The organism is Lonsdalea quercina (assembly GCF_900107885.1).
Taxonomy (GTDB): Bacteria; Pseudomonadota; Gammaproteobacteria; order Enterobacterales; family Enterobacteriaceae; genus Lonsdalea; species Lonsdalea quercina.
In genome coordinates this window covers 227,799-246,225 of record NZ_FNQS01000003.1, presented here as the reverse complement: position 1 = coordinate 246,225, position 18,427 = coordinate 227,799, and the positions used below count along the sequence as shown (strand labels likewise).

Genomic DNA, 18,427 nt, shown 5'->3' with positions numbered 1-18,427 from the left:
TTCAGCGTGATGGGTCGTCCTTTTCGTCGTCGAGTTTGACGGCTTTTTTGTCCTTGCCCGGCAGGTCGCTACGAATTTGAGCATGGCTAATAAGCGCGAAAACAAAGGTGCCTCCGATGATATTGCCTGCCAATGTTGGCAGGGCGAAGGGCCATATGAACGCCTGCCATGTTAGTTGCTGATTGAAGACCAAATAAAAAATCTCCGTCGCTCCCGCCACAATATGCGTCAGGCTGCTGGCCGAAATAAGCCAGGTCATAGTGATAATCACCAAAATTTTCGCATTTCCGGCGTTAGGCAGCATCCACACCATCGTGGCGATAATCCAGCCCGAGATCATGGCGTTGGCAAACATCTCTTCGGGGGGATTCTCCATTACATGAAGGGCGATGTCCGAGAAGGCATGGCGCACCTCTGCGCTGAATACGGGCAATACCGTATAGCCCAACGCCGCCAATGCGGTGCCGATGAGATTGCCGAACAGGACGAGTCCCCACAGCCGCAACAACAGGCGAAAGTTGTGCATGCTAGGTTGATGCATAATAGGCAATACGGCCGTGACGGTGTTTTCCGTAAACAGCTGCTGGCGCGCCATGATGACGATGATGAAGCCCAGCGTGTAACCCAAACTCTCCAGCAGGTGAGCGCCCGTCACGCCTTTAAGCTCGGCGTGAAGCAGGCCCATGGCGATGAGCGAGGTCCCCATCGACAGACCGGCGGCGATGGCGGACCACAAAAGTGCTCTGCCGTCTCGGACCAGCTCTTTTTGACCTTCCTGTCGGATGCGTTCATGGATAGCCGCGGCTGGGGAGGGCAGGGCATGCTCATCCACGATGATATCTTGTCCCTGACGGCTTTCGTCACTTTCTATGTTGCGGCTGTTTTTTGAACGAGGTTCACTCATAACTAGTTTTTTCGTTGACATCGTAATGGCGGAAACTGACTTATAAGCATAGCCAGTCTTCATTGCCGCGCGGCTTTTTCGGAGGATTGAACCGGGAGAAGCTAGAGCGTGAACCGGTGCTCGGGCGGATGCAGCGTCGCATTGCTCAGTTCATGCCTTAGCAAAAATTAGGTTTGCAGCCGTTCGCGTTAATGACCTAAGAGGGCGGAGTATGGTATTAGCTTTTGCGTCTTTAGATGGTTTTATCGTGATGGCGCAGCGACATAGCGATTTCCGCGGTCATTATGACGGCGTTGCTGAAGGATCCAGTCCACCGGTCATAAGCATTCGTGCTGGAATAGGAACAGTCGAAGCCAGCTGCTTCGCTGAGAGCGGGTAACATACATCGTCACGATGTCGCGGGTTAACGCCGTGGGGCGTGGATTTTTCGTATGGTGATACACTAAATGCGGCATAACGTTTCCGCCGCCATCGGTAAACGGTGCTTTTTTACAAGGGCATACAAAAATTAAGCAGGGAGAATGGTTATGAATTTCCGCCTCGGGGGTGTGGTTTTGGCAAGTCTGTTGCTCGTTGCGTGCGCCAGTTCCAGAGATACCTCACAGCAAGAGCGTTCAGATCCTCTGGAAGGCTTCAACCGAAGCATGTTCAGCTTTAACTACTATTTGTTAGACCCCTATCTTGTGAGACCCGCCGCCGTGGTCTGGCGTGATTACGTCCCGCACCCCGCTCGTAACGGTTTAACCAATTTCTTCGACAACCTGTCGGAACCGGCCGCGATGGTGAATTATTTCGCCGAGGGCAAACCGTACGAAGCGATGATCCACTTTAACCGTTTCTTTCTTAATACCATCGTCGGGATGGGCGGTCTGATTGACGTTGCCACCATGGCCAACCCCAAGCTTGCGAAAAAAGAAGAGCCTCGTCGCTTTGGGAGCACGCTGGGATATTACGATGTGGCCTATGGTCCCTACGTGGTACTGCCGGGATACGGTAGCGCGACGCTTCGTGAAGACGGCGGGAATCTCGTTGATACGTTATACCCACCGTTAAGCTACCTGACTTTCTGGATGTCTGCGGGTAAATGGATGATTGAAGGGTTGGAGACGCGCGCGCAGCTGCTGGATTCCGACGGTCTGCTGAAGAACTCGTCCGACCCTTATCTGATGATGCGTGAAGCCTACTTCCAGCGTCATGATTTCTTGGCGAGCGGCGGGGCGGGGCCAGCGCCGGTGAACCCGAATGCCAAAGAAATTGAAAGCAGTCTTCAGGAAATCGACGCGCAATAAATATGCGCTTCGTAAGAACGTTTAGCGGCGCCTTCGGGCGCCCTTATTCGTTGTTTTTTCTTGACTCGCCTTTTAGATCTTCACATAAGAGATTGTTTGTGAGAAGTTACCGGTCTGTTGAATGTTTATTTAATTACATAAATTTATTTTCATCAGCCATGTAACAATAATGCTACCCTGTTTGTGAGAGTGACGTTTCAGCAGCTCTGAACGGGCAGCCAGACTCGTTTTGATCTAGCAAAATTTTGACCAAAAGCAGTCTTACTGCTCTTTCACCACTTCTGTACCGTTATCTTGCTCGTCGGGATGGGATGACTTTGTTTCACCTGCAGGGATAATAATTCACATTAAGAGATGTAAAGCATGAAAAAACTACTCATTTCGGTCCTCTGTTTAGGGATCATGGGAGTAACGCAATCTGCTGTGGCAGAAGAGGATAAAACCGTGGATGTAGTACTGATCGGCGGCGGCGTTATGAGTGCAACATTGGGCACCTACCTGCAAGAACTAGAGCCCAACTGGACCATCAATATGGTCGAGCGTATGGATAACGTTGCCCAGGAAAGTTCAAACGGCTGGAATAATGCGGGTACCGGGCACTCTGCTTTTATGGAGTTGAACTATACCCCGGAAAAACCTGACGGCTCGGTCGAAATCGTCAAAGCCGTTGAAATCAGCGAAGCATTCGAAATCTCACGCGAGTTCTGGTCCTATCAAGTTAAAAATAACGTGATGAAGGATCCCTCCTCCTTCATCAACAGCGTTCCCCACATTAGTTTTGTCTGGGGCGACGACAACGTCGATTTCCTGCATAAGCGCTACAACGCATTGCAGCACAGCACGCTCTTCCGCGGGATGGAATTCTCCAGCGACGCCAATACCATCAAAGAGTGGGCTCCACTGGTGATGGAAGGCCGCGATCCGAATCAGAAGGTCGCCGCTACCCGTATGCCGATTGGTACCGACGTCAACTACGGTGAAGTGACCCGCCAGCTGGTTGACTCCATGAAGCAGAACCCGAACTTCTCTTTACAGCTGAATCATGAAGTTCGTGACCTGAAGCGCAATAGCGATAACACCTGGAACGTGGTCGTTGCTGACCTGAAGAATGATGGCAAAGAAAGCGTAATCAAAGCGAAATTTGTCTTCATCGGTGCAGGCGGCGCGGCGCTTCAGTTGCTGCAGAAATCGGGTATTCCTGAAGCTGATAATTACGGTGGCTTCCCCGTCGGCGGCGAATTCCTGGTGACCGACAATCCTGATGTCGTGAAACGTCACATGGCGAAGGTTTACGGTAAAGCCTCCGTAGGTGCGCCGCCGATGTCCGTTCCGCATTTGGATACCCGTGTCTTCAACGGCAAACAAGTTGTGCTGTTCGGGCCGTTCGCAACCTTCTCCAGCAAATTCCTGAAAAATGGTTCGCTGTGGGATCTGTTTGCATCAGTCAGTACCTCCAACTTAATGCCGATGGTGCATGTTGGTCTGGATAACTTTGATTTGGTGAAATACCTGATCAGCCAGGTGATGATGAACGATGACGACCGTTTCGCGGCGTTGCAGGAATACTTCCCGAACGCCAAGAAAGAAGATTGGAAGCTGAGTGTTGCCGGTCAGCGCGTTCAGGTCATCAAAAAAGACGCAGATAAAGGCGGCGTGCTGAAGCTGGGCACCGAAATCGTCAGCTCTCAGGATGGCACCATCGCTGCGCTGCTGGGTGCGTCTCCGGGCGCTTCTACCGCTGCGCCAATCATGCTGGACGTGCTGAATAAGGTCTTCAAGACCCAAATCGCGACGCCGGAATGGCAGGCTAAGTTGAAGGAAATCATCCCTTCCTACGGTGAAAAACTGGATGGCGACATTGAGCTGACCAACAAGATCCGTAGCTACACCAGCAGCACGTTGAAACTGAACTATATGGAAGTGAAACCGGAATAATTCCGATTCTGCTTCAATAGCGCATAAAAAAGGCCGCATAAGCGGCCTTTTTTGATCGTGGCATAAACGTGCATCCACAAAGTATCCCGCACCTGGATGAGCCTTGGTGCGGGACGCACGCTTGTCAGAAGCGGTAGTTCAGGTTGATGCCGTACAGCCAGGCGGTGCCTTTCGAAGTGAAGCTGTAGGTCGCAGGCGAGTTGTCAGCCACTTTTTCATTAATGGTCACGGTCTTACCGTGCATGTAAGAGATGCCCAGGTCGACGGACGCGTCTTTATTGAACGCGTAGGTGGTCCCGGCGCTAATCCAGAAGCGGTCCTGATCCGGAATAGAGATGGAGCGGTTCTCCGCCGGTACCGGGCTGTCGTCAAACGCGATACCGCTGCGGAAAGTCCAGTTATCGTTGTAATAATAGGTGGTGCCGAGCGCCATGCGATAGGCGTCGCGGAAATGCTCTTGCTTCTCGAACAGCTGCTGATTGTTGCTGCCGGTGGCTCTTAGCTCTTCGAACTGGCTCCAACTGGTATAAGTGAAGCTGTAATGAACTGCCCATTTAGGCGCGACCCGGTGATAGGTGGAGAACTCCCACATCTCTGGCAGTGAAAGCGTCAGCGCGCCTGGAATGTACTGGCCGCCCGTGCCCGTCGTGGTGCTGGTTGCGATGACGCGGGGCAGGTCATTTTTATAATCGCCCTTGAAGTCGATGTCGACTTTAGAGCGATAGGTCAGGCCGATGCGGTTGTTATCGTCGACTTCGTACAAAATACCGGCGTTCCAGCCGTAACCCCACTCTTCGCCTTCCAGATGCGCTATCTCTGATGAAGGGCCGTTAACCACGCCCGCCAGGCCGCCTCTGGAAGCTGGAATGTAGGCCAGTTCGCCCGCGGTACGCACAATTTTCGCTTTTGCATAGACCGCGTCAACGCCCAGTCCGAAGCTAAAGTGCTGGTTCATACGATACGCGGCGCTGAGGTTGAGGTTCGATGTCAGTAGCTTGGTCGTGCCGCCAATGGAGCCTGCGGCGTAGTCGGAGGGAAATTCCGTCGACAGCCCATAGTTAGTCACGGCGGATGCGCCGACGGACCAGCGATCGTTCAGCGGCATGATGAAGTGCAGGTTTGGGACCCACTGCGCGGGCGCAATGTTATGCGCGCTGGTATCGTCGCTTCCCGTCAGGGAGTTTTTTCCCTGTAGATTTACGTTCGGGTCGATATAAATGGCGCCGATAGAGAACGCGGGCCGGTCAAATAAGGTCATGGTGGCGGGATTGCGGCTGCCTGACGTCGCGTTGTCGGCGACGGCGCCTTCGCCGGAGAAAGCGCGTCCCAGACCGGACGTGGAGTATTCATTAAGCTGGAAACCCGCGGCGGATGCATGGCTGGAGAACAGCGCTAGAGCTACAGCAAGCGATGTTTTTTTCAGCCGGCCTTTCTGGTGCATGACCAAACCTCATTGTATTTTGTTGTTGTGCGCTGTTACATCGTAAAACGGTAACAAAAGGACGCGCATTGTAGGTTGGCTCTTCTTTGTGACAAATCAGACCAGTTACAAAAAGATTCGATCATCAATGTTTTGATCTTTAATTGTTTTGTTTTTGTTAAATCAGTGTCTGATGTGTGAGTCATTTTCGCGGGCAAAAGAGCGGGCATAGATAGGGCCGAACAGGGAGTACCGGGGTAATACTTCGGCGTTAATATCCTTAGTTTCAGTAAGTCCTAGTGCTCCTGCTTTTCGGCGGGTAAAATGAGACGACTTTTTATGATCCGGTATGTGCCTGGCCTCCAGGTATCACCGCAGAGGAGTTTTGTAATGACCAATCCAATGAACAAATGCAGCGCTGAAGAAACGGCCGCCTGTTGCTGTGTCGATGTGGGCACCATCATGGACAATACCGATTGCACCGCCTCGTATAGCCGGGTGTTTGCTGACCGCGCTGAAGCGGAAGCCATGCAAAAGACGTTGATCGACAAAGCTCGCTCCGTGGAATCGGAGCCTTGCGTGATCGACAGCACGTTCGCTGAGGTTGAAGGTGGCATTAAGATGGACATCGACTTCACTTTCTCCTGCCAGGCGGAAACCCTGATTTTCCAACTGGGCCTGCGCTAAACGGTGCGTATCGGAGGGATGCTCCCTCCGAATCTCGACTTCCGGACGTTCCGGCAACACTCCCCGCTCCAAGATACCGCTGATTTCCGTAAGAAATTCTTCAGACATCCTATCTCCCGTCACGCGCGTGCGAACTAAGCTGAAAGGGGTCGGTCTGATTATTCAGACCATCGTCCAATGGCGGGGTAATTAAGGTGGCTAACCGTCAGCACAAAAAACAACATGATGTCCTATTTTTTGTATGGGTGAGGGGGGGGCGCGTTTTTACAACTCACTGAAAATCAAAGGATTATATCAGACGCGCGTGCGTAAAAATTCGTGCGTTTCCTGCTGGCGTCGGTCGTTAGGTTGCTATCGGCAGCCAATTAGAGTAAAAAAATGCGCTTCGGTCTGGTTAAAACGCCAGCAATTCGTTCCTAAACCGTGTGTTTACGTCGGTCAGGCGCAGCCGGATGCACGAGCGTCGGCACCGCCTTTCCTCTCGCGGCACGCACAGCTTTTTCATCAATATAGCGGTGTAATATGCAAGTTTTGATCATGCGTCACGGCGATGCCATACCTGACGCGGCCAGTGATGCGCTTCGTCCTCTCAGTGCTCGTGGATGTGATGAGTCTCGTCAGATGGCCGTTTGGTTGTCTGGCCAGGGTATCGACATTGATCGCGTTCTGGTTAGCCCGTTCCTGCGTGCTCAGCAAACGTTGCAGGCCGTCAGGGATGTATGGCAACTGCCGGTAAAGGATGAATGCCTGCCGGAACTCACGCCGGGCGGCAGCGCCGAACAGGTGCGTGACTATCTCGAAGTGCTGTCTTCTCAGGGCGTCGGTGCTGTGCTGGTGATCTCGCATTTGCCGCTGGTCGGCTACCTGGTCGCGGCCCTTTGTCCGCAAGAAACGGCGCCGATGTTCGCCACGTCTGCCGTGGCCGACGTGCAGTTCGACCCTTCCGGCCCTGGCGTATGTCAATGGCAGGTCAGTCCGGCTCAGCTTCTCGCCAAATCCGCCCAAGTCAAATAATCCTGCTTTAGCCCTGCGCCCCGGTATGCCTGACGGCAAGGGCATACCGGCACAGTTCGACACCTCTCTTCCTGCTTCGGTGTTCTAAAGGTTGGCGACGCGAGGTTTTACCTGCGCCAAAGCAACGTGTGGGCTTGAATGCCAGGCTGGGCGGGGGGCAGTGATGTCTCTGGGAGGAGTGAAGAAAACGAGGCGGCACATTGCCGCCTGTCTTTTATGTTTGTGGCGTCATCTGACATGGCTATCCAGCGCCACCAGCACGAGCAATGCGGCGTCGCCGCCGAATTCGCGCGGGGCCTGATGAAATGCCAGCACGTCGGGATGCTGGGCAAGCCATAGTGGAGTCTGCTGTTTAAGAATGTGCTTACCGTGACCATGCATCACACAGGCGCAGTACACGTGCTCCCGGCGGCAGGCGGCCAGTAATGCGCCCAGTTCTTGCTTGGCTTCCTGCTGGGTCAGACCATGCAGATCCAGAAACAGCTCGGGCGGATAATCCCCTCTGCGCAGCTTTTTCAATTCGTAGTGGCTGGTGCCGGAGCGAACGTATCTTACCGGGCCGTCGTTTTCCAATAGCGGCTGAAACTCATCCGAGAAATAAAAGCAGGCGTCGCGCTGCTCTTGCATCGCTTTACGCGGCGGCACTTCTGAGAGCTTGCGGCGCGGCGGTTGATAGCGATAGGTGTCCTGAGTCAGGCGTCTGGCGCCGGCGACTGAAGCGCGAAAAAGCGCCAGCTCTTCCTCATCCAGCCTGTATTTGTTTTTCATCAGCGCTGTACTCTGTCTTGGTTTTTCCTAAGTGTACCTTTTCTTGCGCGCTCCGCTAAGGCTTGAGGGGCCGCAGGACGGTGATATCTGCTGATTTGTCGCAGGCTTCATGGCAAACTAGGCGGCAATTTGATTTTCAGAGATGTCTGCGGAGGACAACCTTGGACAAAATTTTCGTCGATGAAGCGGTCAACGATCTGCATACCCTTCAGGATATGCTGCGTTGGACGGTCAGCCGGTTTAATGCCGCACAGGTCTATTACGGTCATGGCACCGACAACTCTTGGGACGAGGCGCTGCAACTGGTGCTGCCGAGCCTGTATCTTCCCCTCGATATCCCCGAAGATATGTACAGCGCGCGCCTGACGTCAGGCGAGCGTCACCGTATTGTGGAACGCGTGATCCGCCGTATCAACGAACGCATCCCCGTCGCTTATCTCACCAACAAAGCTTGGTTCTGCGGGTTGGAATTCTACGTCGATGAACGGGTGTTGGTGCCGCGTTCGCCGATAGGAGAGCTGATCAACAATGGTTTCGAGCCGCTGTTGAGTCACGAACCCCGCCACATTCTGGATCTCTGTACTGGCAGCGGCTGCATCGCCATCGCCTGCGCACAGGCTTTTCCGGAAGCGGAGGTCGACGCGATCGATATCTCCAGCGATGTGCTGGCGGTGACCGAGCTGAACATCGAACAGCATGGCATGGAACATCACGTCACGCCGATTCGTTCAGATCTTTTCCGCGACCTGCCGACCACGCCTTACGATCTGATCGTCACCAACCCGCCTTACGTCGATGAAGAAGACATGGCGGATCTGCCGGACGAGTTCCGTCATGAGCCTGAGCTGGGACTCGCTGCGGGGAGCGACGGCCTGAAGCTGGTGCGGCGCATTCTTGCCCGCGCCGCCGAATACCTCAGCGAAGAGGGTGTGCTAATCTGCGAAGTGGGCAACAGCATGGTGCATCTGATCGACCAATATCCCGACATCCCGTTTACCTGGTTGGAATTCGAACACGGCGGAGAGGGCGTATTCATGCTGACCCGTGCGCAACTGCTGGAATGCCAGTCTCACTTCAGCCTGTATCGCGACTAATATATTGACAAAATGCGGGCGCGGATAGCCCGCCTGACGAACTCTTATTTTATGATGTAAAGGAGCCGTGATGGCAGGAAACAGTATTGGGCAATTTTTCCGCGTCACCACCTTTGGTGAGTCCCATGGTATTGCCCTGGGGTGCGTAGTGGATGGCGTTCCGCCGGGCATTCCGTTGACTGAAGCGGATTTGCAGCACGATCTGGACCGTCGTCGTCCGGGCACGTCTCGTTACACCACCCAGCGTCGCGAACCGGATCAGGTACGCATTCTGTCCGGCGTCTTCGACGGCGTGACGACGGGTACCAGCATCGGCCTGCTGATTGAAAATACCGATCAGCGTTCGCAGGACTACAGCGCGATCAAAGATCTGTTCCGTCCCGGCCATGCCGACTACACCTACGAGCAGAAATACGGCCAGCGCGATTATCGCGGCGGCGGTCGATCTTCCGCACGCGAAACGGCCATGCGCGTGGCGGCGGGGGCCATCGCCAAGAAATACCTGCAGCTCCGGCACGGCGTGAATATTCGCGGTTGTCTGACGCAGATGGGCGACATTCACTGCGAACTGAAAGCGTGGGATCAGGTTGAGCAGAACCCCTTCTTTTGCCCGGATCCGTCCAAGCTGGAAGCGTTGGATGAACTAATGCGCGGGCTGAAGAAAGAGGGCGACTCGGTTGGCGCGCGGGTGACGGTGGTCGCCGAATCTGTGCCTGCCGGGTTGGGCGAGCCGGTATTCGACCGACTGGATGCCGATCTGGCGCATGCGCTAATGAGCATCAATGCCGTCAAAGGCGTCGAGATCGGCGACGGTTTCGCGGTCGTCGGTAAACGCGGCAGCGAAAACCGAGACGAGATCACGCCGGACGGTTTCCAGAGTAACCATGCCGGCGGCATTCTGGGCGGCATCAGCAGCGGCCAGGCAGTCGTCGCACATCTGGCGCTCAAGCCCACGTCCAGCATCATGGTGCCGGGACGGACGATCACCCGTACGGGCGAAGCGACTGAAATGGTTACCCGCGGGCGTCACGACCCCTGTGTTGGTATCCGCGCGGTGCCTATCGCCGAGGCGATGATGGCTATCGTCTTGATGGATCATTTATTACGCCAGCGCGCGCAGTGCGCGGACGTGAACACCTCCGTTCCCCGTTGGTAACACGCATATGAAAACAGTGTTGATAGGTTTGATGGCGCTACTGTGCTGCGCCACCGCCGGAGCGGCGACGCCCTGGCAGGAGATCACGCATCCGGTCGCGGGACGCCCGCAGGCGATTGGCTCCTTCGCCAACGGCTGCATCATCGGCGCGCAATCACTACCGCTGCAAGCAGCCGACTATCAGGTGATGCGAGTCGATCAGCGTCGCTATTTCGGCCATCCGGATCTGCTGGCGTTCATCCATCGCCTTAGCGCCAACGTACATCGCCAGAACGGCGGCATTGTGCTGGTCGGGGACATGGGGATGCCTGCGGGCGGCCGTTTCAGCAGCGGACACGCCAGCCATCAGTCGGGTCTGGATGTGGACATCTGGCTGCAGGTGCCGCGTCAGCGCTGGAGCACGCAGCAACTCCTGAATCCACAACCTATCGATCTGGTATTGCCTGGGGACAAGGCCGTCAATCCGCGTCTGTGGAATTCTGACGCGCTGACCCTGATCAAAACGGCGGCGCAGGACAGCGCGGTGACGCGCATCTTCGTCAACCCGGCGATCAAGCAGCGTCTGTGTCAGGAGGCTGGCAGCGACCGCTCCTGGCTGCACAAGGTCCGCCCCTGGTTCGCACACCGTGCTCATATGCACGTTCGGCTGCGTTGCCCGGCGAATAGCCTTGAGTGCCAGGATCAGGATCCGCCGCCGGCCGGTGATGGTTGTGGCGCAGAGTTGCAAAGCTGGTTCCAGCCGCGTAAACCGGGCGCCGTCTCACCGCAGAAAGCTACGCCACCGCCGCTGCCCGCATCGTGTCAGGCGCTGCTGAACCGACATTTTGCTGCGGAATAAATCACCATGGATGCAATGCTATTAGGGCCGGAGCTGCTCGGGCTCCTGTTTGTTATCGCCGTGGCCGCGGGGTTTATCGACTCGATCGCCGGAGGCGGCGGTTTGCTGACGGTCCCCGCGCTGCTGGCTGCGGGACTTTCTCCCGCGCAGGCGCTGGCGACCAATAAACTGCAGGGCGTCGGCGGTGCGTTCTCCGCCAGCCTGTACTTTATTCGCCGCGGGGCGGTCGACCTGCGCGAGCAAAAGTTGGCGGTAGTATGCACCTTCCTTGGCGCAATCACCGGCGCCTGGCTCATTCAGCAAATTCATGCGTACTTCCTGCGCCAGTTGCTGCCGGTGCTGGTGATCGGCATCGGCCTGTATTTTCTGTTGATGCCCAAAATCAGCGACGAAGATCGGCAGCGTCGGCTCTCTCCCGTTCCGTTCGCCCTCGTCGGCGGCGCCTGCGTGGGATTCTATGACGGTTTCTTTGGGCCGGGTGCCGGGTCGTTTTATGCGCTTTCTTACCTGACGCTACGCGGCTTCAATCTGGCGAAGTCCACCGCACACGCCAAGGTGCTCAATTTCACCTCCAACCTGGGGGGGCTGCTGTTCTTCATCCTGAGCGGCAAAGTCATGTGGGTCATCGGCGGCGTGATGTTGTTAGGCCAGATTATCGGCGCGCGTTTGGGTGCCAAAATGGTGCTCACCAAGGGACAAAAGTTGATCCGCCCCATGCTGGTGGCAGTGTCCGCGCTGATGAGCATCAAACTGATTTATGACAGTCACGGGCAGGACATTGCCCATTGGGTGGGACAGCTATTCTCATGACCGAACCGGTTAACGACATCATGACACACGATTACCAGCACCTGATTCAGGTGTTTAATGACTGCTTTAGCGAAGATTTTAATACGCGCCTGGTCAAGGGAGAGGATGAACCGATCTACCTGCCGGCCGATGAGCAGGTGGACTACCACCGGATCCTGTTCGCCCACGGTTTTTACGCCAGCGCGATGCACGAGATTTCTCACTGGTGCATTGCGGGCGCGGAACGGCGCAAACTTGTCGACTTTGGGTACTGGTACTGTCCTGACGGTCGCGATGCGGCAACGCAGCAACAGTTCGAGTCGGTAGAGATCAAGCCACAGGCGCTGGAGTGGATGTTTTGCGTCGCGGCGGCGTTTCCCTTTAACGTAAGCTGCGATAACCTGAACGGCGATGTGACGCCCGATCGCATTGCCTTTCAACGCCGCGTGCACGCGCAGGTTATGCGTTATCTGGAGGAGGGCGTTCCCGAACGTCCGGGCCGCTTCATTCAGGCGCTGCACGCGTTTTATCATACGGCGCCGCTGACCCCGGCGGATTTCCCGTACCCCGCCGATCTCTGCTGAGCGGACGATGGGCAACACTGAACAACCGAGGACAATGAATGATCGCAGAATTTGAATCGCGCATCCTGGCGCTGATTGATGACATGGTGGAACACGCCAGCGACGATGAGCTTTTTGCCGGGGGATATCTGCGTGGTCATTTGACCTTGGCGGTGGCGGAAGCTGAGGAAAACGGCGAGCATACGGCGGAAGCCTTGTGCAGCCGCGTCGAGGACAGCGTACGCAAGGCCATCAAAAACGGCGAGCTGTCTCCGCCGGATCAGGTTCTGGTCAATCAAATGTGGGACCGCCTCTACCAGCAAGCGTCCTCCCAGCAGTAACACCGCAATCCTTTCTCACCCCAGGTGCCGGAGTCATCCGGCACCTGCATCGTCAGACTCCCAGCCAGAAACACAACGCATAAAACCACGCCAGTCCGCAAGCAACCGCCAGGAGTACGTTGCGAACCAGCAGTGCGATTATCACGCAGCCTAGCGCCCCCCACAGATAGGGATTGCCGGGGAACGGTCGCAGCGCGTCGTGATGCAGAAGGATCACCGGTCCGCATATTGCGGTCAGCATACAGGGTGCGGAATAACGCAGCGCCTGACGGACCCACAGCGGCAGCGTGACCGGCACGCGGGGATCAAGAAACAAATAGCGATTGAAAAACACCACGCCCGCCAGCACAAACAGTAATGACCAACTCATGACGTCGCACCTCCCAGGCGTTCAATCACCACAGAACACAGCATACCGCCGAGTCCACCGATAATGACGGCGCCTTCAACGTGGCAGTATGACAACAGCATGGCGGCGATCAGGGAAAAAGCGACGCCACACAGCGTAGCCCTGTTCTTTACCATCGGCACGATGATCGTGATAAAGGTCGCCACAATCGAAAAATCGAGATGGTAGTGGTCCAGGTCGGGTATCGAGGACGCTAGTAAAATGCCCGCCAGACTGCACATCAGCCAGCACAGATAAAAGGTGAGACCCGCGCCGAGAAGATACCCCGGTGAGAGTCGCGCGCGATTGCCCTTCCCAGCGGCCAGCGCAAACAGTTCATCCGTCAGTAAAAAACCAATGGGAATGCGGAAACGGCTGTTCAGGCGCGAGACGACCTCTCGGAGGCTCAAGCCATAAATCAGGTGTTGCACGGTAATCACAAATACGGTCACAACGATGGTCAGCACATTGGCCCCGGACATCAGCAGTCCCAGCGTCACCAATTGCGCCGCGCCGGCGAAGACCACCGCCGACATGCCGACGCTTTGCCAGAAGGTCAGTCCGGCCTGGACCGCCATTGAACCCGCGAGGATGCCCCAGGGAACTACCGCCAGACACAACGGTAAGACAGAGACGCAGCCCGAAAATGTGCCCTGCCAGGGAGAGCGAAGGGTTTCCGACGCGTTCATAAACCATGTCCTTGTAGGTGTAGTAGGTCGCCAAAAGGTAACGCAAACTCCCGAACAAAGATTGAAGAAAATTGCGCAGGTGAAAACTGTCAGGCGGGAGAATGTGTAGCCCCGACGCCCTCAACGTTCGCCGGCGACAGGGGCGGTGACAACATCGTGAATCACCCGGCTATTTTCAGCGTTTCAGCGCGCGTAAAAATTGCCCCGGCGTCACGCCCAGCGCTTTTTTGAAGTGGCGATTGAAGTGGCTCTGATCCGAAAAACCGCAGCGGGCGGAAACCTCGGAGAGGGGGTGCCCCTGACGCAGGAGCGTAGTTGCCTTGCGGAGCCGGGACTGCACGAGGTAGGCATGCGGCGGCATCCCCACCTGATTTTTAAACTGGCGCAGGAAGTGCCACGGGCTGAGACCGGCCAGATTTGCCAGCGCCAGCAGGGACAGGTTCTCTTCCGGGCTGTCATCCAGCAGCATTTTGACCTGTCGGATGGCGTGGTCGGCGTTGGTCAGTGGATGTCCTTCCTCGCGCGTTTTTCCGTGACGCATCATTAACCAGACCAGTGACGAGCAGAGCAGGGTTTCCTTTAACAGCGTATTGCCTTCGACGCTCAGCAGCGAGAAGGTCATGCGCAACTGCTCGGATAAGCCCGGATCATGGGCCACCGCGTGGGGAAACCACGGCGTGTCCCCCCGATCGTCGCGCATCGTGTTCGACAGACCGCGCAGCATATCGACCGACGGATAGATGGCGCGATAGGACCAGCCCTCGGCGGTGCCTGCGTAGCCCGTATGGATTTCATCCGCGTTGACCAGAATGATATCGCCTTTGGGCGCCACGTGCTCACCGCCGGTACGGTAGAAACGCTGTGCGCCTTTTTCTATTACACCGATGCAGAAATTCTCGTGCGAGTGGCGGGAAAAACGTTGGCGGTGATAGCAAGCTTGCAGCATGTCCAGTCCACCCAACGTCGGCAGATGGCTGAAATGAGCCTGCTCCTGCGGCGCTGGCTGTCCCATCTTTACGCTCCAAAAGCAGTGAGAAATTGAACGAAATTGCTGTTGTTCCGGCCACGAGGCGCAGCCGGTGATTCCCTTATTCCACCGGCCGGTTCTTCAACAGCTTTCTTACCCAGAATCGGTTCGGATTTATGGCGGCCAGCGTGGCGCCGTCCAGCGGCAACGGTTCCCCATACATCTGGGCCGCCAGCACTTCCGCCGCCAGAGGAGCGGAACACAGCCCGCGGGAGCCAAGACCGCCGATGATGAACAAATTGGGATGAACCGGGGCTCGGGCTGGAACTTGCGCCGCGGCCAACTGCTGTGGCAGCGTCTGGTATTGCGCCAGCGTTTGCTCATAGTCTGGAACGGCGCCGACCAGCGGCAGATGATCGCGCAGCGCGCTGCGTACGCCGCATCGGGCGTCGCCGTCGGAGACCGCTATCGACGCTGGCCACGACAGCGACGGCAGGCAGTCGATCAGGCGCTGGCGATTCTGCTGCTGATCCGAATCGCGATACTCGGTGCCTGAGTCTCCGCGGTGATAGCTGGCGCCGATGCAATGCTGCTGGTGACGCGGGCTGATCGGCGTCAGATAACCATCGTAGCAGAGCACCTGATTGAGGTGACGCAGTTGGGCGTTGCTGGGCACGTGGCTCACCTGTCCGCGTACAGCGTAGGTGGGCAGATGACGCGTCTGCGGCCAGTCGCTGAGCTGATGGCCGTTCGCCAGAACGACGGTGGCATGCTGAGCGACGTTTCCGTTGTCCAGCGTCAAACGCCAGCCGCCGTCGGCAGGCGAGAGTTCAACGACGGTGGTTCCTAAACGGACCTGCATGCCCTGACGGACCGCCAGCGCCAGCGCGGCGGCTGTCAGTTCGGCCGGACATAACCATCCCCCGGAAGGATAGGTGATGCCGCGATGGAGAATAGGGACGCCGCAGGACTGCGTCAGCGTCTGCGCATTGGCTGCATGCACCAGATCTTCTGGCCATTGCCCCGCCAGGATACGGTCGATTTTGCGCGCGCTTTTATCGTCAAACGCCAACTGGCTGACGCCGCACCACTGATGTTCATAGTCCACGCCCTGAGCCGTCAGTGCATCATAGGTCCGTCGGGCATAGCCGAACGCGCTGGCGAAAAACCGCGACAGCGCATCATGCTTATCGTTGAGTAGCGGATAGAGCGCGCCCTGTCGGTTGCCGGAAGCGCCTTGCCCCACGTGTTCATCGGCGCAATACAGGGTGACTTTGCTGCCGCGTCGCTGTAGCGCCAGCGCCGTCAGCAGGCTGGCGATACCGCCGCCGATGATGGCGACTTCCTGCGGCTGCGGGGCGGCAGGGCGGTGATACCACGGCGCGGATTCGGTGAGGGGTATCGCTTCCGGCAGGTCCCCCCTCAGCATCTCGCGCTTGTGTCCGAATCCTTTGACCTTACCGACGTTGAACCCTGCTTCCTGCAGACCCCGACGAACGAACCCCGCCGCGGTAAACGTAGCGAAGGTGCCGCCGGGACGGGACAATCTCGCCATCGCGTTGAACAGGTTCGCTGTCCACATATCCGGATTTTTCGACGGCGCGAAACCGTCCAGAAACCAGGCATCGACCTGGTGGTTCACGCTGTCATCGAGTAGGGGCAACAGGTCATTGATATCACCGAACCACAGATCGAGCGTGATATGGCCATCCGCCAGTATCAGTCGGTGGCAGCCAGGGGACATCGTCGGCCATTGTTGTCGCAGTTCGTCGGCGAAAGCGGCCAGCTCGGGCCACTGTGCATGCGCGGCCGCCAAATCGGCCACCTGCAAGGGAAACTTTTCGAAACTGATGTAATGCAGGCGCTGCAACGTGGCGTCGGGCTGTTGGCGGCGAAAGTCGGCGAACGCTTGCCACAACGTGAGAAAATTGAGTCCGGTGCCGAATCCGCTTTCCGCCACGGTAAAGGCGGCGCGTGAGGCGTGTGCAAAACGTGCGGGTAACCCATTGCCCTGAAGAAAGACATAGCGGGTTTCCGCGAGCCCATCCTGGTTGGAAAAATAGACGTCGTCAAACTGTAGCGAAACAGGTGTACCCTGAGCGTTCCAGCTTAGCGAAGCGGTTCGGATGGCGGGCGTAATCACGGCAACTCACTCATAATTCAGGTAGTGGCGGAAGTTTAACGGTCAGCCCCTTTGTGTGCAAATTTGTGCAAAGTTAGGCAGATCGGACTTGTTCAGCTTACAAGTGTAAGCTAAAGTGCTTCGCAGTATCCTAAATGCTTATACAAACGAATGAGGTATTGAATGAAACGTGCAGTGATTACAGGTCTTGGGATCGTATCTAGCATCGGTAATAACCAAGAGGAAGTTCTTGCATCTCTGCGTGAGGGACGTTCAGGAATCACCTTTTCTCAAGAGATGAAAGATGCTGGCATGCGTAGTCACGTCTGGGGCAATGTTAAACTGGACACGACTGGCCTGATTGACCGTAAGATCGTGCGTTTCATGAATGATGCCGCCATTTATGCTTTCCTCTCTATGGAGCAGGCGGTGAAGGATGCGGGGTTGTCCGAAGAGGTTTATCAGAATAACCCGCGTGTAGGTCTGATCGCCGGTTCCGGCGGTGGTTCTCCACATTACCAGGTGATGGGCGCCGATGCCATGCGCGGCCCGCGCGGCGTGAAAGCCGTCGGTCCCTATGTGGTGACCAAGGCGATGGGTTCCGGCGTTTCCGCCTGCCTGGCCACACCGTTCAAGATCCACGGCATCAACTACTCCATCAGCTCCGCGTGCGCTACATCCGCACATTGCATCGGCAACGCCGTTGAGCAGATCCAGATGGGCAAACAGGACATCGTGTTCGCTGGCGGCGGCGAAGAGCTGAGCTGGGAACTGTCCTGTGAGTTTGATGCGATGGGCGCGCTGTCCACCAAATACAACGACACGCCGGAAAAAGCTTCCCGCACTTATGACGCGAACCGTGATGGTTTCGTTATTGCCGGCGGCGGCGGTATGGTTGTCGTGGAAGAGCTGGAACACGCGCTGGCGCGCGGCGCGCACATCTATGCCGAAGTCGTGGGCTACGGCGCAACGTCCGATGGCGCAGACATGGTGGCCCCGTCTGGCGAAGGCGCAGTGCGCTGCATGAAAATCGCCATGCAGGATGTTGAAGGTTCTATCGATTACATCAACACCCACGGGACTTCAACGCCGGTCGGTGATGTGAAGGAACTGGGCGCGATCCGTGAAGTGTTCGGCAACAACACGCCAGCAATCTCCGCAACGAAAGCGATGACGGGTCATTCACTGGGGGCTGCGGGCGTCCAGGAAGCGATCTATACGTTGCTGATGCTGGAGCACAACTTCATCGCGCCGAGCATCAACATCGAAACGCTGGATGAGCAGGGCGAAGGGATGAACATCATCACCGAACCGACCGAACGTGAGCTGAACACCGTGATGTCTAACGGTTTCGGTTTCGGCGGTACTAATGCCGTGCTGGTTATGAGCAAATACAAGCAGTAAGCGTTATACGACAACCGGGGCGTTCAGCCCCGGTTGTTTTTTTCTCGCCTGATTGACGC

The 18,427-nt window shown here is 56.5% G+C and carries 18 protein-coding genes; 11 read left to right on the top strand and 7 right to left on the bottom strand.

Annotated elements, in window-relative coordinates:
• Position 1: 1 nt before the first annotated feature.
• On the bottom strand, positions 2-904 hold the full coding sequence (locus tag BLU64_RS06350; RefSeq protein WP_074728144.1) for a formate/nitrite transporter family protein: 903 nt from the start codon (positions 902-904) through the stop codon (positions 2-4).
• Positions 905-1,431: 527 nt separating this feature from the next.
• On the opposite strand from BLU64_RS06350, the gene mlaA reads away from it, so the two are divergent.
• Both mlaA and mqo read left to right on the top strand, forming a co-directional pair.
• The gene (gene mlaA / locus BLU64_RS06345; protein WP_026743548.1) at positions 1,432-2,193 is read left to right on the top strand and encodes a phospholipid-binding lipoprotein MlaA; all 762 of its coding nucleotides are present in this window, start codon (positions 1,432-1,434) and stop codon (positions 2,191-2,193) included.
• Positions 2,194-2,556: 363 nt separating this feature from the next.
• Entirely contained in the window at positions 2,557-4,128 is a 1,572-nt protein-coding gene (gene mqo / locus BLU64_RS06340) for a malate dehydrogenase (quinone) (RefSeq protein ID WP_074728142.1), read from the top strand.
• A gap of 124 nt (positions 4,129-4,252) precedes the next feature.
• Here the strand turns inward: mqo and fadL are convergent, their stop codons facing one another.
• Positions 4,253-5,569, bottom strand: coding sequence for a long-chain fatty acid transporter FadL (gene fadL / locus BLU64_RS06335; protein ID WP_026743550.1), 1,317 nt, complete (start codon positions 5,567-5,569; stop codon positions 4,253-4,255).
• A gap of 369 nt (positions 5,570-5,938) precedes the next feature.
• On the opposite strand from fadL, the gene BLU64_RS06330 reads away from it, so the two are divergent.
• Together BLU64_RS06330 and sixA are read left to right on the top strand one after the other, a co-directional pair.
• Positions 5,939-6,235, top strand: a complete 297-nt coding sequence (locus BLU64_RS06330; RefSeq protein ID WP_074728140.1) for a YfcZ/YiiS family protein — start codon at positions 5,939-5,941, stop codon at positions 6,233-6,235.
• Between the two features lie 522 nt (positions 6,236-6,757).
• Positions 6,758-7,249: a phosphohistidine phosphatase SixA gene (sixA, locus tag BLU64_RS06325; protein ID WP_026743552.1), complete on the top strand. Its 492-nt coding sequence runs from the start codon at positions 6,758-6,760 to the stop codon at positions 7,247-7,249.
• A 228-nt stretch (positions 7,250-7,477) separates the two neighbouring features.
• On the opposite strand, the gene smrB is transcribed toward sixA, so the two are convergent.
• Complete coding sequence (smrB, locus tag BLU64_RS06320) at positions 7,478-8,017, bottom strand: endonuclease SmrB (protein ID WP_026743553.1); 540 nt, start codon at positions 8,015-8,017, stop codon at positions 7,478-7,480.
• Between the two features lie 161 nt (positions 8,018-8,178).
• Here smrB and prmB point away from each other — a divergent pair, with 161 nt between their 5' ends.
• The 6 genes from prmB to BLU64_RS06290 all read left to right on the top strand — a co-directional run bounded on the left by prmB (position 8,179) and on the right by BLU64_RS06290 (position 12,798).
• A complete protein-coding gene (gene prmB / locus BLU64_RS06315; RefSeq protein WP_074728138.1) occupies positions 8,179-9,111 on the top strand; it encodes a 50S ribosomal protein L3 N(5)-glutamine methyltransferase in 933 nt (310 codons plus the stop codon).
• Positions 9,112-9,181: 70 nt separating this feature from the next.
• Entirely contained in the window at positions 9,182-10,267 is a 1,086-nt protein-coding gene (gene aroC / locus BLU64_RS06310; protein ID WP_026743555.1) for a chorismate synthase, read from the top strand.
• 7 nt (positions 10,268-10,274) lie between these two features.
• Positions 10,275-11,105 carry a penicillin-insensitive murein endopeptidase gene (gene mepA / locus BLU64_RS06305; RefSeq protein WP_026743556.1) on the top strand — a complete coding sequence of 277 codons (831 nt, stop codon included), beginning with the start codon at positions 10,275-10,277 and terminating at the stop codon, positions 11,103-11,105.
• A 6-nt stretch (positions 11,106-11,111) separates the two neighbouring features.
• Positions 11,112-11,915: a sulfite exporter TauE/SafE family protein gene (locus BLU64_RS06300; protein WP_026743557.1), complete on the top strand. Its 804-nt coding sequence runs from the start codon at positions 11,112-11,114 to the stop codon at positions 11,913-11,915.
• A 20-nt stretch (positions 11,916-11,935) separates the two neighbouring features.
• Positions 11,936-12,478: an elongation factor P hydroxylase gene (locus BLU64_RS06295; protein ID WP_036153345.1), complete on the top strand. Its 543-nt coding sequence runs from the start codon at positions 11,936-11,938 to the stop codon at positions 12,476-12,478.
• 38 nt (positions 12,479-12,516) lie between these two features.
• Entirely contained in the window at positions 12,517-12,798 is a 282-nt protein-coding gene (locus BLU64_RS06290; RefSeq protein WP_026739958.1) for a YfcL family protein, read from the top strand.
• Between the two features lie 52 nt (positions 12,799-12,850).
• Here BLU64_RS06290 and BLU64_RS06285 read toward each other — a convergent pair whose 3' ends face one another.
• The 4 genes from BLU64_RS06285 to mnmC all read right to left on the bottom strand — a co-directional run bounded on the left by BLU64_RS06285 (position 12,851) and on the right by mnmC (position 16,985).
• Complete coding sequence (locus BLU64_RS06285; RefSeq protein WP_026743559.1) at positions 12,851-13,168, bottom strand: AzlD domain-containing protein; 318 nt, start codon at positions 13,166-13,168, stop codon at positions 12,851-12,853.
• Positions 13,165-13,875, bottom strand: coding sequence for an AzlC family ABC transporter permease (locus tag BLU64_RS06280; protein ID WP_026743560.1), 711 nt, complete (start codon positions 13,873-13,875; stop codon positions 13,165-13,167). The genes BLU64_RS06285 and BLU64_RS06280 overlap by 4 nt, the downstream gene beginning before the upstream one ends.
• Before the next feature lie 175 nt (positions 13,876-14,050).
• Positions 14,051-14,887: an AraC family transcriptional regulator gene (locus tag BLU64_RS06275; RefSeq protein ID WP_026743561.1), complete on the bottom strand. Its 837-nt coding sequence runs from the start codon at positions 14,885-14,887 to the stop codon at positions 14,051-14,053.
• A 76-nt stretch (positions 14,888-14,963) separates the two neighbouring features.
• Complete coding sequence (gene mnmC, locus BLU64_RS06270; RefSeq protein ID WP_026743562.1) at positions 14,964-16,985, bottom strand: bifunctional tRNA (5-methylaminomethyl-2-thiouridine)(34)-methyltransferase MnmC2/FAD-dependent 5-carboxymethylaminomethyl-2-thiouridine(34) oxidoreductase MnmC1; 2,022 nt, start codon at positions 16,983-16,985, stop codon at positions 14,964-14,966.
• A 162-nt stretch (positions 16,986-17,147) separates the two neighbouring features.
• On the opposite strand from mnmC, the gene fabB reads away from it, so the two are divergent.
• Positions 17,148-18,368: a beta-ketoacyl-ACP synthase I gene (gene fabB / locus BLU64_RS06265; RefSeq protein WP_026743563.1), complete on the top strand. Its 1,221-nt coding sequence runs from the start codon at positions 17,148-17,150 to the stop codon at positions 18,366-18,368.
• The last annotated feature ends 59 nt before the right edge of the window (positions 18,369-18,427 follow it).